Origin of the sequence: Lelliottia sp. CFBP8978, from assembly GCF_034046055.2 — a bacterium.
GTDB lineage: Bacteria > Pseudomonadota > Gammaproteobacteria > Enterobacterales > Enterobacteriaceae > Enterobacter.
The window spans coordinates 550,289-564,724 of the sequence record NZ_CM188253.1 but is presented as its reverse complement, the minus strand read 5'-3'; the positions used below and the strand labels follow the sequence as shown (position 1 = coordinate 564,724).

At 50.0% G+C, this 14,436-nt stretch carries 10 protein-coding genes; 5 read left to right on the top strand and 5 right to left on the bottom strand.

The genetic code is table 11. The annotated features are described in order from the left end of the window. The first annotated feature begins 7 nt into the window (after positions 1–7). The 5 genes from SOM82_RS02610 (at position 8) to SOM82_RS02590 (ending at position 5,243) form a co-directional block, all read left to right on the top strand. The gene (locus tag SOM82_RS02610; RefSeq protein WP_320460817.1) at positions 8–1,024 is read left to right on the top strand and encodes a Gfo/Idh/MocA family protein; all 1,017 of its coding nucleotides are present in this window, start codon (positions 8–10) and stop codon (positions 1,022–1,024) included. Between the two features lie 184 nt (positions 1,025–1,208). Further along, positions 1,209–2,144 (top strand): TIGR03756 family integrating conjugative element protein, encoded by a 936-nt coding sequence (locus SOM82_RS02605; protein ID WP_320460816.1) that lies wholly within the window; start codon positions 1,209–1,211, stop codon positions 2,142–2,144. 2 nt (positions 2,145–2,146) lie between these two features. Further along, the gene (locus SOM82_RS02600) at positions 2,147–3,514 is read left to right on the top strand and encodes an integrating conjugative element protein (protein WP_320460815.1); all 1,368 of its coding nucleotides are present in this window, start codon (positions 2,147–2,149) and stop codon (positions 3,512–3,514) included. After that, positions 3,511–3,768 carry a hypothetical protein gene (locus SOM82_RS02595; RefSeq protein WP_320460814.1) on the top strand — a complete coding sequence of 86 codons (258 nt, stop codon included), beginning with the start codon at positions 3,511–3,513 and terminating at the stop codon, positions 3,766–3,768. The genes SOM82_RS02600 and SOM82_RS02595 overlap by 4 nt, the downstream gene beginning before the upstream one ends. Continuing rightward, a complete protein-coding gene (locus SOM82_RS02590) occupies positions 3,765–5,243 on the top strand; it encodes a conjugal transfer protein TraG N-terminal domain-containing protein (RefSeq protein ID WP_320460813.1) in 1,479 nt (492 codons plus the stop codon). The genes SOM82_RS02595 and SOM82_RS02590 overlap by 4 nt, the downstream gene beginning before the upstream one ends. Before the next feature lie 23 nt (positions 5,244–5,266). Here SOM82_RS02590 and SOM82_RS02585 read toward each other — a convergent pair whose 3' ends face one another. From SOM82_RS02585 to SOM82_RS02565, 5 genes are all read right to left on the bottom strand, one after another. Continuing rightward, entirely contained in the window at positions 5,267–5,974 is a 708-nt protein-coding gene (locus SOM82_RS02585) for a M48 family metallopeptidase (protein WP_074729446.1), read from the bottom strand. After that, positions 5,971–9,237 carry a type I restriction endonuclease subunit R gene (locus SOM82_RS02580; RefSeq protein ID WP_320460812.1) on the bottom strand — a complete coding sequence of 1,089 codons (3,267 nt, stop codon included), beginning with the start codon at positions 9,235–9,237 and terminating at the stop codon, positions 5,971–5,973. Before SOM82_RS02580 ends, SOM82_RS02585 begins: the two co-directional genes overlap by 4 nt. Further along, entirely contained in the window at positions 9,230–10,504 is a 1,275-nt protein-coding gene (locus SOM82_RS02575) for a restriction endonuclease subunit S (protein WP_320460811.1), read from the bottom strand. Before SOM82_RS02575 ends, SOM82_RS02580 begins: the two co-directional genes overlap by 8 nt. Next, complete coding sequence (locus tag SOM82_RS02570) at positions 10,497–13,037, bottom strand: type I restriction-modification system subunit M (RefSeq protein WP_320460810.1); 2,541 nt, start codon at positions 13,035–13,037, stop codon at positions 10,497–10,499. Before SOM82_RS02570 ends, SOM82_RS02575 begins: the two co-directional genes overlap by 8 nt. Positions 13,038–13,124: 87 nt before the next feature. Next, a complete protein-coding gene (locus SOM82_RS02565; protein WP_320460809.1) occupies positions 13,125–14,045 on the bottom strand; it encodes a COG2958 family protein in 921 nt (306 codons plus the stop codon). Positions 14,046–14,436: the final 391 nt, after the last annotated feature.

Sequence of the window (14,436 nt, the reverse complement as noted above, 5' to 3'; positions counted from 1 at the left end):
GACCATCATGAACAAAATCAAAACCGCCGTGGTGGGCGTTGGCATCTACGGCAGACACCATCTTAATGCTTACTTAAATAACCCCGATGTCGAACTGATTGCCGTCTGCGATTCTGATCCAGAACGCTGCGATAGCGTGGCAAATGAACTGAATTTGCCGGGTTACGCCAGCCTCCGGGCGCTGCTGGATAAGGAGGATGTTAACGTTATTTCCATCGCCACCTCCGATCCGTACCATAAAGAACCCGCTTTGCAGGCTATCGCGAAGGGCAAACATGTGCTGATTGAGAAGCCGCTGGCGACCTCGGTTACTGACTGCAGGGATATTATTGATGCTGCCGAACGGCACGGTGTGATCGTTGGCGTTGATTTTCACAAACGCTGGGATCCGGCAACAATCCGCGTACGCATGGCTACGCAGGAAGCCAGCGCCGGGAATATCATCCGGGGCTATATCAGCATGGATGATGTGATTGCCGTTCCTGCTACATGGCTTGGCTGGTCGGCACAGAGTTCGCCGGTGTGGTTTCTTGGCTCTCACTGCTTCGATCTGGTGCGCTATATCAGCGGACAAGAGGTGAAATCGGTCTACGCCGTCGGGCAGAAGCGCCTGCTGGCCGAGCGGGGCATTGATACCTGGGACAGTGTGCAGAGCACCCTGCTAATGGAGGATGGCAGCTCATGGGTGGTGGAAAACGGCTGGGTACTGCCGGACGGCTTCCCGAAAGATAACGACGGGCGCATCGCGATAGTCTGCGACAACGCTTATATACGGTCCAACTCGCAGGATCGCGGGCTGGAGATCGCCACACCGGAACGGACGAAAACGCCGAACAGCTATTTTATTACCTATCGGGATAACGTCGCCAGCGGCTTTGGTATTGACCCGATTAACGACTTTATCAAAGCAGTAAAAAACGGAACGCCTTATACGGCAACAGCAAACGACGGATTACAGGCCAGTCGGATTTGCGAGGCGGTACACAATAGCCTGGAGAGCGGCAAGCCCGTCGCGCTGTGCTGATATTCGGGCTAATACGTTACCCGTGGGCCGTTTATCCTTACGGCTCGCGTCGCCAGTACAACGTTTAAGCTGGCCACGGGTGAGATAACGGTCTGAAATTATTCACAGCCAGTATTCAATTTCATAAGGCCTGAGCGGTAAAAAAACCTTACACCTGCGGTATTACCCGTTACCGCAGGTGCTTATGTTTATCCCTCTTCAACGGCTTTTGATTGTGCTGGTGCTGAGCTCGCTGCCGGCTCGGGCCATTACCACACCTGAAATCGCCGCCTCTGCCCTGTCACCTGCATGCGTGAAATATCAGGTTGTCGGCGTCTGCTACTGGCTGTACTGCACACCGTTTGGCTGCACGGTCCGCACTTCGGTAAAGGTACGTCATTTCCGCCCGGACCTGGTGATATCGGCCTACAGCGCTACCGGGCAAAATCCATGGGTGGAAATGTCGCCGTTAAGCCCACCACTAACCGGCCTCGCCGAAGCGGGCGGTGACACCTATCCCCGCGCCGTTGGCCAGCACCGCAAAATAAGATTTAAAAATGCCGATGCGATTGGCTTCCCTGCTGGTGATGCGCTGGCAAATTTCTTCTCGCAGTTCGGTTACATCTGCGCCCCGTCGTCACAACCTTTTATCCCGTACTTTCTCAGCACTCTGGATTCGCTTGCCTGGCGTAGCGGCGTGCCGGAGATGTTTTATCCACAGGCATTAACACCGGGACTGCGTGAAGTGCGTAAAGACGGCGATATGTGGGGCAATATCTATCCGCGAAGTGGGGCGCTCAGCCAGACGCACGATTATAAGGCGGGCGCGGTAATCGCCCAACGCGCCGCCGATCTGGTAACCCGCAGCGGGCAATCTCATATCTATCTGCCGTTGATCGCGTCCCCCCATGATGGCTACTGGCCGCCGGGTCCGGTGATGGAAGGCGACAGCGGTAATCACCAGTGGCAAATGCTGGTTCCCAAAAAATCCGCCTCCTGCCACAACTTCCCGGATGGCTCCGTCACGGACACTTACGCCGACAAGCTGGCGGAAGATGGCGCGTATGTCTGGACGCTGTGGCGCCCCTATAAATGCTGCCCGCGGCGCGGGCAGACCTTTCTTGGCAGCAGCGGAGGTTAATTATGCGCCCGATAGTGTGTCTTTTATTTGTCGCCTTTCTCGCCCCGGCAGCTGACAAATATCAATACAAGCAGCAGGGGGCGATCAGCGACTGGATGTATTACCGCATCGGCGGCGGCGCGGCCATCTCTCCCCCGCCAACCCGGCGCAGCACCTTCCCCCTGACGACTGGCGTTAGCTGGAACAGCGATCTGATGTGCGGCAATTTCGATATTGGCACCACGGTGCGCAATCAGCTCAATGGGGTTACAAACGGCTTTCAGCAACTGATGGGCGACGTTATCGAAAGTGCTACCGGCGCGGTCGCCAGCCTGCCCGCAATGGTGATCCAGCGGGCTAATCCTCAACTTTACGATCTGCTGACCAACGGTGTGCTTCAGGGGCGGCTCGACTTCGATAAGTCACTATTGAGCTGCCAGAAGATGGCAGAGAAAATGACCGATTACGCGCTCGGCCCGGCGTGGACACAAAGCGCACAGGCAGAGAACTATCAGGGAATTGCCGCCAGCGAAAAAGACGCCGTTCGCGCTGAACAGCGCGCCGCTAAAGAAGCGGCGGAGAAGGGTAAGCGCTGGGTGGGCGGCCAACGCCGCGGCGGCAAGGGCCAGCCGCCTATCAAACTGGTACGTGATACTACGATTGCAGGCTACAACCTCCTCAACAACCGCAGCGCAACCAGTACAAATACCGTTTCCGCCAGCGACTGCCAGGGGGAATTATGCCAGGTCTGGAGTAAACCCGACGACGCGGCGAAATGGCTGACGCGGGTGGTGGGCGAGCAGACCATTAACGTCGCTCCGGATAACGATCGGTCCGGCAACCCGGACCAGCAAAGCGGTGCCCAATCCGGCGTTGGGCTGACACCGCTGATTCAGGAAGAGCAGGAAAAAATCGAGCCGCTGATTATCGATATGGTTAACCGCAGCCAGCCGGTTAATGACAATACGTTAGCGCAGGCCAGCGGTGGGGCATTGCACCTGACGCGCGGGGTGATTGAAGCCTTGCGCGACGATCCTGACTCAGCGGTACTGATCCAGCGGCTTTCCGGTGAACTGGCGCTCTCTCGCGTGATGGAGCAAGCGTTAATGGCCCGGCGCACGCTGCTGGCAGGGATGCGTGAACCCAATATTTCAGGCGAAAAAGAAGCGCAAATTGCGCTGACCCAGACCACCGCCCAGCTCGACCAGGAACTGTCGCAGCTTAAGCTGGAACTGGATATGCGCCAGGCACTGGCAGATAACGCGGCGCTCACGATCCTTGAGCGCCAGACGATACGGGCGAAGACCAAAGGTCAGGCTGTCGGCGTGGAGGACGACACCGACAAACGGGTGAACGATCTGAACAAAGCCAGCGGGGAAGCGTCGCCATGAAGCGGCTGATGCTCTCCGGCATGATGCTGCTGGTCTGTATGGCGGTGATGTTTTATCTGGCTGCTGACAATACACCACAGATTAACCGCAGCGATCTGCTGCTCTGGCGTGTAATGCTGTACGCCGTGATCTGCGGAGTGGGCTGGCATTTGTATGACCGCTTTCCACCGTATCGCCCGGCGCTCCGTCGCATCACGCTGTGGTTTATTGTGCTGATTGCACTCAATGAGAGTGTACCGGAGGTATTCCGGTGACGACCAATAGCTACCTGGAATACTTTCTGACGCTGCTCGGTTGGGTGGTCAATAACGGGCTGTGGAATGCGATCGGCGCCACCGGGTTATTCGCCCTGCCACTGCTGATTAAGCTGCTGGCACTGTGGCTACAGGCCAGAAGTCAGGGGGCCGATGAAGGTAACAAAGCCGCGCTGTCGCTGATATGGACCGAGCACCTGATGTACACCTCGCTGCTGGTCATTATGTTCACCTGTATGCCGATGCTGAACATCGATCTCGATACCATCAAATATGACACCACGCGCTCGAAGCAGTGCGGAATGTCAGTACCGCAACCCACCGATACCGGCTATCAGCCGATTATTAACTCCCTGGACGGCAAAACCGCCGCCGTCCCGGTCTGGTGGTACTTTATTCATACGATCGGCAAAGGCATTACCGCCGCGACGGTCGCTACCCTTCCCTGCCAGCCTGACCTGAGGCAGGTCCGCTTTGAAGTGCAGCACACCCGGATTAAGGATCCGACGCTGGCTCAGGAATTGCGGGATTTCGTTGAGGAGTGTTATGCCCCCTCCCGCGCCCGGCTAAAATCCCGCGCTGGAGAGCTGGACGATGACAGCAGTGACGATACCGCCTGGCTGGGATCGTCATACTTTCTCAACACGGCAGGATATTACGATACCGACCATGCGCTTTCTCCACGCAGTGCCTGGCCGTATAGCGCATCACGCGATGCCGGGCTGGCCGATACGGGCGCGGGCGGCTACCCCACCTGCAAACAGTGGTGGGCCGACGACACCGTTGGGCTGAAGGCCCGACTCCTGCAACTCCCGGCCCCGGATATCTGGACGGCGTTTAAAAAAATCGGCCAGCCGCAGACAGTTTATGAAGAGGCAGTACTGCGCTCGCTGGTCAGTGAACGCAATATGCAGGTATCGCAGAACGGGCGTGTTTATCCCGGTTATGGCGGCAATGTCGATGGCACACTCATCAATGCCGCCACACGACTGACCTCCAGCGCCGGAAATATTCTCGGTAGCATAGCCGCGTTCCCGGCATTCGACAGCGTGCGTCAGGCACTGCCGATGGTTCAGGCGCTGCTGCAAATGGCGCTGGTGATTTGTATTCCGCTGATAACGCTCTGTTCGGCGTGGGATGTAAAGGTGGTGATGACGCTGACGTTTGTGCAGTTTGCTCTGTTCTTCCTCACCTTCTGGTGGGAACTGGCCCGGTGGCTCGATAGCTGGCTACTGGATGTTCTCTACAACAGCGATACTCACAGTAGCTGGAATCTGGCCGGGATCCAGAATACGCAGGATGATGTGATTATCAATCTGGTTATGGGCGCGATGTTTCTGGTGTTGCCGACATTCTGGCTGGGAGCAATGACGTGGGCTGGAGCGAGGGTTGGCGTGGCGGTGAATGGATCGCTAGCGGGTGGGGTTAAGGTGGCGCAGGATGGTGGGGGGAAGGCTGGGGGGCGGTTGGTGTGATTTCTCCCATAATTCAGCTCAAACTATAGATCCAGGCTAGCGCCATGTTTACGCAGCCACTCCTTACGCTCTCGCCAGTCAGGCATGACTTTATCAACTTCATTCCAGAAAGCGTCCGTATGATTACGATGGTGAAAATGGCATAGTTCATGAACCACGATGTAATCTATGATCTTCGCTGGGGCCATCATACATTTCCAGTGGAAATTCAGCGTACCGCTATGACCGCAACTGGCCCAGCGATATCCCATTTCCTTCACCCGGATCGTTTCTGCTTTCACTCCGACTTTAGGCGCAAAAAACAAAGTGCGTTCTCTGATGCGCTGCTGGCCTTTAGTTATATAAAAGTCTTCAAACGCGCCTTTCGCTGCAGCTATGCCGCCTTTTTCAATAAGCTGCCGATTAAGGCAAAATCGCCCATCTCTAAGAAGTAGCGGCAAATGCTGATCGGAAACCAGAGATAAGCGATACATGCTTCCCAGATAGAGAAAGGTCTCGCCGTTTACCCATTCACGCGCCACCGTAGTGGCATTAAGATCTTTCCACTCCGCCAGGTTGCGATAGATCCACATGCGTTTCTGAAAAACAACGGTATCCGCCTGTTCAGGGGTGAAGTGTACTGGCGGGCGAACAATGACCTGACCGTCTCTTTCGATGACGATATCCGTTGTACGCCGGGTGGTACCTGGCGCGAGATGATAGTCGATGTCCTTCACCCGTCGATGCATCATGGTTTTTTGCTCTCCACTGAGTTCTGGAGTAACGCATTATGTCGATTTTTTGCCAGTTTCATAATTTCTACCGCAATTCGTTCTCTTGCCTGTTTTAATTCAGGAACTCCGGTTAGCGTCAGAGCCGTTTTGATCTCACTGCGCGTTTTCTTTTGCTTGCTGCTGTTATGCCAGTAATCAATGCTGCCGATGCTTTGTTGCAGAAGTTCAACAATTGCTTCCATCAGCGCTTTAATTTTGGGTTTTACTGAAACGGGTATTTCTCCGCCCGGGAACGCTTCATGAGCAATATGTTCATAAAACGTAATGGCCTCCCGGCTCATCCCCTCTTCCCCATCCTGGCGCCCGATAATCGCAACATTACGCAGTTTCTCTAACTCTTCCGCCAGCTTCTTCCATTGATCCTGATACAGGTCGATCAATTGTTCCACTTTTTCCGAAAGACTCTTATAAAAAGCTGGATCTTCATCATGGTGAACAGTGCAATGCTTACGAATTGCATGCTCCATTTCGCTGGCTTTCGCCTCATCATTGCCGTTGGTATGCTGATTTAGCTGTTCAATGAAGTTATCTGAGAGCAATTCAACGGGAGGAACCGTAGGGTTAATCCCCAGACTGATGAGGTGCTGATTAATCAGTTCGCGTACCTTCTGGCCGGCATCCCCCAGATCCAGCGAATCGTCTTTATAACGCTCTTTCGTCACTCGTTGGATATATCCCAGACGCTTTGCCGGGATACGGTAAATCTGGCCCGCACTATGCGGCAGGATGATATCCAGACTGCTGAGGAATTTTTTCAGGTACACATCAAAATCCGCCCGTTGCTTCTCGTCTTTCAGCAAACGGACAGCATCGTTCACTACGGCAGCTTCTGCTGCTATGTCGGGTAATCGCCCCTCAAGGAAATCTTGGATGCCATTAACCTGGTGATACGAGAATAAACTCAACAAGCGCTGATAGCGCTCCTGCAGCACCGGAACCTCTGAATTGATATTTTTTAATCCTTCGGCTAGCTCTTGGTGCTCATCGCTGGCTGCATAAAGAGTTAATGCCTCGGTAAGATGGTGAGTAAGGCCGATATAATCCACAACAAAACCACGTTGTTTCCCTTTTTTCACCCGGTTTGTACGGGCAATTGCCTGTAATAACGTATGCTCGCGGATTTTTTTATCCAGGTACATGACCTGCTCAATCGGTGCATCAAAACCGGTTAATAACATGTCACAGACAACCAGGAAGGCGATTCCTGTATAAGGTTTATCAGGGTCATCAAATGCAAATGGCTTACAGAAATTTTCTACCGCATTCCAGGCACGGGCTTGCTTGCGTGTTTCGGTAATAAATGCCGCTTCGTTGGTGCCATCACTGGATATCACGACCGCAGCTTTGAGGAACTTGATCCGATTAATTAATGCGTGGTCAGGTACGTCCATAGATTCAAGCTCATCCACTTTCTCTTTTAATGCCTGATGGATAGCCTTCTGGTAACGGACTGCCGCCAGTTTGGAGTGACACACCACCTGAGCTTTAAAGCCATTAGGAAAAATATGCTCCAGATAGTGTTTCACCATATCGCTCGCAATAGCTGCAATACGTTGCTCTGCTTCCAGAATATCGCCTGTGGCGCCATACTTTTTCTTAATAGCGTCTAATTCTTCTTCCGTTCGGTCTTTAAAGAGATTCTCAAACTGCGTTTCAAAGCCATGTTTATCGTTCAGCGCGGCATCAGCAGTCCTGCCTTCGTAAAGGATCTGCAATGTGGTGCCATCTTCAACGGCATCCATCAACTTGTATTTATCGATATATTCGCCAAAGCGTTTGACGGTACGTTTCTCACCGTGGCGTTCTGTAATCAGCGGCGTTCCGGTGAAGGCAATGCGGGCCGCATTGGGGAAGGCCTCAAAAATATTACTGCCCAGATCTGAACTCTGAGTACGGTGTGCTTCATCGATCATTAACACAATTCGCGAAGAGGTATTCACTACGCCAAATGTTTTGCCCGTTGGAATAGCCTGGTAGGTTCCTAGCGCTTTAGCAACGGATACGGGGAGGCTTTCCTGCGCGACCAGGAACTTATGCGCCATCACCATATTGATATCGGAAGTGTTGGTGGCTAACTCTTTTCGTAGCGTATTGTTGCTTTCAATCACATTGACTCGTCCACCGATCAGTTGTGCCGTCGCGGTTAGCTGCTCCTCCAGATCGAGACGATCGTTGATCAATATGATTTTATAATCGTGAAGATCGTTTGAAACGCGCAGCATTCTGGCAACAAAAACCATCGTCAGGCTTTTGCCCGACCCCTGGGTATGCCAGACTACACCACTTTTTTCTTCTGTGGTTTTACCTTCACGTAAACGCTGTAAGATCTTATTAGCAGCGCGAAACTGCTGATAACGGCAGACAACCTTGATGCGCGGGCCAGCATCGGTATCCATAAATACAGAGCATGTACGCAGGATGGATAACAGATTCGCTTTATTTAACATGCCATTGATTAGCTGTTGCTGTGCGTTCATATCGCTGGCAACATTGTCTTCCTGCGGCCATTGTGTCTTCCAGGGATAAAAATGCTCTTCCCCGGAAGTAATCGTGCCGTAATCCGCTTCAACGCCTGTTGTTCTGACCGCAAATAAATTACTGTGAAATAAACGTAGCTCCCCCTCTTTTAATCCCTGCAGCGCTGTTGCTTTACGATTGTTCATATAACGCTGGAGCTGAATATATGCTTCAGCCATTGGATTAGAACAGGTTGGACCACCTTTTTTACACTCCACCACAATCAGCGGAATACCATTAATAAATAAAACAATATCGGGAATGATAAATTGTTTTACGCAACCCGGGGTATCAATCCGGAACTGGTTTATCGCCAGAAAGTGGTTATTTTCCGGGCGTTCGAAATCGATTAATTTAACTATAGGATCAGACTCACCGGTGGCATTATTAATATCCACCTGTGTTTTAAACAGTAGCTTTTGGATCGCCTCATTAGCTTCCAGTAAAGTACGGTTGGATTGTCGCAGGATCTGCTCTTGCAGATCCTGTAACTGTTTGTCAGTTAACCATGTTTTTCCGTCTGATTCGGCATTTAAGTGCGCTACTGCGTTAGTAAAAATCTGCGGCAGCAGCCACTGGCGGAAGCTGCTGCGCATACTTTTAGTCGGATCGGAGGGAATGTCCTGTCCCTGGTCAATAATCGTCCAGCCCAGTGATTGAAGCTGCTGTAAGAAGGGTTGTTCAACTTCCGTGTATTCAGACATGGGGGACCTCCGTACCCTCTTGACGTGTTACAGTAACTTTACCCGTAAGCAAATCGTGCAAAAGTCCAGCTTTTATACGCTCTAATTTAGCTAATTCATGTTCAAATGCATGTATCTTTTCAGCGATTTTATCTAACAGTCTATTTATCTGAGCTTGCTCATCCATGCTACATAAAGGAATGTTTATTCCTTTGATAAACTCAACACCCAGTGTGGGTACTCCTAAGTTAGTGTTCATTTCATGTGATATACCATCCAAAAACCAATTAGAGCGAGCCAACCAGAGCAGCCAACTTGCATCTACTTTATTGTTCAGTGGTTTCATAATAACAACAGTATGGCTGAATACTTTTTTATCTGAACCATATCTTCTGGCTAAACCCAATCTTCCTTTTCTGGCAAAAATGACATCGAGTGAAGAAAATTGACACCTGTTATTTTGCAATTGATACACAAACTCCGAGACTTTCTTTGACTTACTATAATCAAAATCATCACTGCCAAAAAAGTTCTCTGTCGAACAAATTGGATATCCATCCTCACTTTCATTTGGATATCTATGACTGGGATTAGGATCAATGACATTAACAACATTCCCAAACGGAATAACACTCCATTCATTTGGAATCCATCCAATCGAGGTCTTTTTATATAAGTCAGGAGATTGGGTTCTGCAAGGGCGCAATTTACCATCGCTATTCACACCACGGGTAAAAAGATCATGCATCATACCTGTTCGTATTTTGTGATATTTCTTTATTAACTTTTCTGTTTCTTCTATTGAAGAATCCAGCGCACTTAAAATATGAGCTATTTTATTCTGAATGAATAACTCAGGAATCTTGATCTTGAATTTACTTAGCTCTCCTCGTCTGATATGTTTCATAGTCGAGCCATGTGATCCTCCAGATATAGAATCCATGTTGTAATCTAATACATAGTAAATAAATTTTTTATCAAATCCAGTTTTTTCATCAACCCGGAACAAGTGTTGATTCAATACTGCTGGTCCATGTTTCCAGATCACAACTTTTAATGTTGCACTCCAAGAAAAAATTAGATCTCCATCTTTAATGGCATTAATTGACGGATAATTCCCATTAAAATAGTCATAAGAGCCATCCGGGTTATTCAGTTGCTCAATACGAATAATTTTGGTTCCTTCTTCAGCCCAATCTGTAGGCTTAAAAGCATAACCATTATGGTAATTCGCAATATCAGCTAAACTATATGTTGACCAATTTTCAAAATTAAATTGTTCAATCATATCCTAACTCCGTCAATAAAATCTGTAACTGTTGAAAGGCCTTGTCTCTTTCAGCTTCAATTTCTCTCGCAGTTACTGCATATTTAATCCACAGATTTTCAATAGCAGCGACACAAGCTTTCTGTTCTGCTCTTAGATAGCGATTATAAGCGTTTAACAATAATTGTTTTAATCTCGCAACAATAACCACACGAGCTTCATCCTGTGAGATCTTCTCACGCGCGCTTAAAACCAGCTCATCGCGCTTATTTCCTATAGTTTTAATAACTTTCTTCAGCTCTTTAGCTTCATCTTCCAGCACCTTATGACGCTTCAACTGTGCTTCGATTTGGGAAACCTTTTCCAGATACTCTTCGGTACTCCCCATTCCCGGATCGCGTTTGCACAGTTTCACCATACCTTTAGCGTCTTTCAGCTTCGCTTTCAGGTCTTTCACCTGTTCAGAGGTCATCACACCAGTATCATCGGTATCTTCAAAGTCCTCGTCATCCGCCGCGGCAAATAACGCCTGCAGCTCGGCTAAACGGGCCTGTGCATTAGCCTGCTCTTCCAGTACCTCAGGGAACTGGCTTTGCAGAATATCCTCGTCCGGGATCAGTTCTGCCCCCCAACCACTGGCAGCAATAGACTTGAAGTCCGCCTTCAGGTAATTCACATAGCTGGCGAATGCGCCACGAACCTGGAATGACGTTAACAAATTTTGCTGGGCAAATGCGTCATGAATGCTGTCCATCAACTGGCTGCGCATTACATAAACGTTACGTGGCCGGGCCTGTTGATTGGCTGCATCAGGGGCTAGCGCTTCAACAATCGGCAGATTCTGCTCCCACCACGCATCCAGTTGCGCCATAAACGCCTGATTCGCTTGTAGTACACCTGCATGTCGGTTAACAAACTCAGCAATATCACGCTTCTCCGCCAAAGACGGGGAGAAATTCATATACTCAGCATCACGGGGCGCAAAAATATCTGCGCGTAACCCGGCATAGTTTTGCCAGAAATGACCAAGGCTTTCGATTTCCAACAGCGGAATACCGCCGTGTAAATGCGCACGAACATCATGGGGTTCTGGCGGCGGCGCATTGTCCACGTAGCGACGAATATTACAGTTGTAATCTTCTTTGATAATCTCATCAGTTGGGACAACGCGCGCATAGCCCGGGATCGTTTTTCCCTTGCGATATGCGTTAATAATTTTATCAATATCCTCCGGACGTAGATGATTCTGTGCTTTATCTTCGCTGTATTCCCGATCGGCGTTGATAAACAGAACTGACTTACGTTTCGCAGCACCTTCTTTATTCATCACTAAAATACAGGCTGGTATCCCCGTACCGTAGAACAGGTTGCTGGGTAAACCGATGATAGCTTCCAGATAACCATGATCGATAAAGTATTTACGCGCTTCGCGTTCATCACCACTGCGGAACAACACACCATGAGGCATAACGGTCGCCATACGCCCATCATGTTTCAGCACAGACAACATATGCTGAACAAACATCAGGTCCGCTTTCTTGCCTTTCTCTGGCAGCCAGACGGCAAAACGACCGGGGTGTTTAATATCCTTCTTGATATAGTTCTGGCTGAACGGCGGGTTAGCCACCACGCGATCAAAACGTCTTAACTCGCCCTTTTCATCCAGATGCTGTGGTTCACGCAGGGTGTCTTCCTGACGAATATCAGCATGCGAAATTCCATGCAGCAACATGTTCATTTTGCAGATAGACCAAGTGGTACCTATCTTTTCCTGACCGTAGAGCGCGATTTCATCCGCATCACCGCCTTTTTCACGCAGGTAGTCACGCATCTGAATCAACATGCCGCCCGAGCCAACGGTCGGGTCATAAACGCTCATGCCCTCTTCAGGATCGCAGATCTCAACACAGATCCGCACGACTTCCGCCGGGGTATAAAACTCTCCAGCCTTTTTACCTGCGGAGTCAGCAAAGAATTTAATCAACCATTCATATGCCGCTCCCAACAGATCGGGGAATTCGAAGTCTTCATCTTTAAGCGGAATTTTCTCGAAGTTCAGCACAAAATCAGCCAGGGTATCGTCATCCAGAGTTCGCTGACCTATCTTGCGGTTGAAGTTGATGCCTTTCAGTACATCCTGTAAAACGTCGATATTGGCTTCTTCAATGGCTTCAAGTGCTTTATTTAATGCGCTGCCAACCCCAACTTTCACATGCTTCAGGGCTGGTCGGATGACCGCTTTTTTAGTGCCATCCTTCTCTTCTACAATCTCTTCCCATGATTCATTCCAACGAGCACGCGGGGGTACATAGAAATACTTTCCTGAGTAGTTGTCAGGATCTTCAAGCGCCAGTTCAATGTCTAGTTTGGACATCCCTTGATCTTCAAACTGCTTACGTAGCTCAGCCTGACGCTGATCGAACAGGTCACTGGCACGCTTAAGGAACAACATGCCAAAAATATATTCTTTGTATTCACTGGCATCCATGCTGCCACGTAGGTCATCACAAGCGCGGAGCAGCAATGTTTCTAGCTGGGTAAGGGTTAATTTCATGTGTTTCTCAGAATACTGCCTCGTTAACTACGGTCTTACGTGCTTGTAAACCATAGCCTCATAAATTTATTGTTTAACTGCTATGAATTATTTGTTCCACAACGTCTTATGAATCTTTCCTGTCTGGTGGTATTCCCCCACCAGTTCAATAAAATCTTTAAAATCCCGATTCTCTTCCACCAGACGGTTTACTGACTGCCAGTCGACGCTGGTGCGCTCGCGAGCCGGGATCAACGTCTGGCTGTTACTGAAGTCATGTGGATCGAGGAGGATCACACCAATACCATGCAGCGCACAGAGCATCTGCAACTCACGCTCCACACTACGCTGCTTATCTTCGTTAATTTCAGTCGCCACCAAATAGCCGAAATGCGCCCAACTGGAGTTGCTGACCGCCTGGAAGAAACATTCACGCACGTTGCTACGGTTTAGCTGCTTTTTCACCTCAAAAGACCACAGCCGTGTTAAACGTCCTTCACTATGACGAACGCAGTTTTGCACCACATCGTCCCATTCTTTATCCAGAGGCTCCAGTGCGACGATATCGGGATAAAGCCAATGGTTGCCACCCAACCCTTTGTTATTGCTGGAGCGCTTTTCGTCAATACGACGGCACAGTAACCCTTCTTCCTGCGAGAGGTAATCAATCAGGATCGGATACAAGGAGTGCTCAGTAAGGCTGACAGTTTCAACCGTTGGCTCGGGTGCCACATTGGAATCTGTCTTTTCAACCACAGATTCCCCCCAGTAAAACAGGCGCGGCCTTGGCTTATCACGCGTCATCACCTGTGGACACATCGCCTTCGCTTTAACGGTCCGGCTGCCACCCACCTCTGCGGTAATCTGGCTCAAAAAGTCTTCATCGCTGGTAAAACGCGGATTTTTACGCTTTTCAGCCAGCTCGGCACTGTAATGATCGATAATTTTCTGCGCCAGTTGGCGGGCAGTGAACTGCTGGCCAGGATTAGCCTGTAACACGTTGATTATCATCTGGGGACGACTGGTCATATGCCTTCCTGCGTTTGTACGCAAGGCTTTGCGTATCAGCTTTTAAGCGATGCGTGATTTACAACTCCTGTGGATGAGCTCAGTTTACCTTTCAGTGTTACAGACATAAAGCATCGATTAAATCCTCAACCTGGCACTGAAGGCCAGACCGGACTCCAGAGCAACAATCCCCGAACTTTCGCTCTGATAAGAGTGATGCTTGATTATTTTTTATACCGCATTAATCTGTACAAAGTTCCAGCGCAACCAGAGCCTTCAGGTTGCCACCCTCCTAGGTGAGGCTCGCCTTTTCGTCCGCTCCGTATCATCCTCGCGGACAGCGCTTAGCGCCTGATACATCCTCTACCCCACCATGCAGGGAATCCCTCCCTGTCGGGCGGTGTTTCACTGC

What these genes read in the sequence shown, in the direction of transcription:
- SOM82_RS02610 (WP_320460817.1), top strand. Translation starts at nt 8, where the DNA reads ATGAACAAAATCAAAACCGCCGTGGTGGGCGTTGGCATCTACGGCAGA.
- SOM82_RS02605 (WP_320460816.1), top strand. Translation starts at nt 1,209, where the DNA reads ATGTTTATCCCTCTTCAACGGCTTTTGATTGTGCTGGTGCTGAGCTCG.
- SOM82_RS02600 (WP_320460815.1), top strand. Translation starts at nt 2,147, where the DNA reads ATGCGCCCGATAGTGTGTCTTTTATTTGTCGCCTTTCTCGCCCCGGCA.
- SOM82_RS02595 (WP_320460814.1), top strand. Translation starts at nt 3,511, where the DNA reads ATGAAGCGGCTGATGCTCTCCGGCATGATGCTGCTGGTCTGTATGGCG.
- SOM82_RS02585 (WP_074729446.1), bottom strand. Translation starts at nt 5,974, where the DNA reads ATGATGCATCGACGGGTGAAGGACATCGACTATCATCTCGCGCCAGGT.
- SOM82_RS02580 (WP_320460812.1), bottom strand. Translation starts at nt 9,237, where the DNA reads ATGTCTGAATACACGGAAGTTGAACAACCCTTCTTACAGCAGCTTCAA.
- SOM82_RS02575 (WP_320460811.1), bottom strand. Translation starts at nt 10,504, where the DNA reads ATGATTGAACAATTTAATTTTGAAAATTGGTCAACATATAGTTTAGCT.
- SOM82_RS02570 (WP_320460810.1), bottom strand. Translation starts at nt 13,037, where the DNA reads ATGAAATTAACCCTTACCCAGCTAGAAACATTGCTGCTCCGCGCTTGT.
- SOM82_RS02565 (WP_320460809.1), bottom strand. Translation starts at nt 14,045, where the DNA reads ATGACCAGTCGTCCCCAGATGATAATCAACGTGTTACAGGCTAATCCT.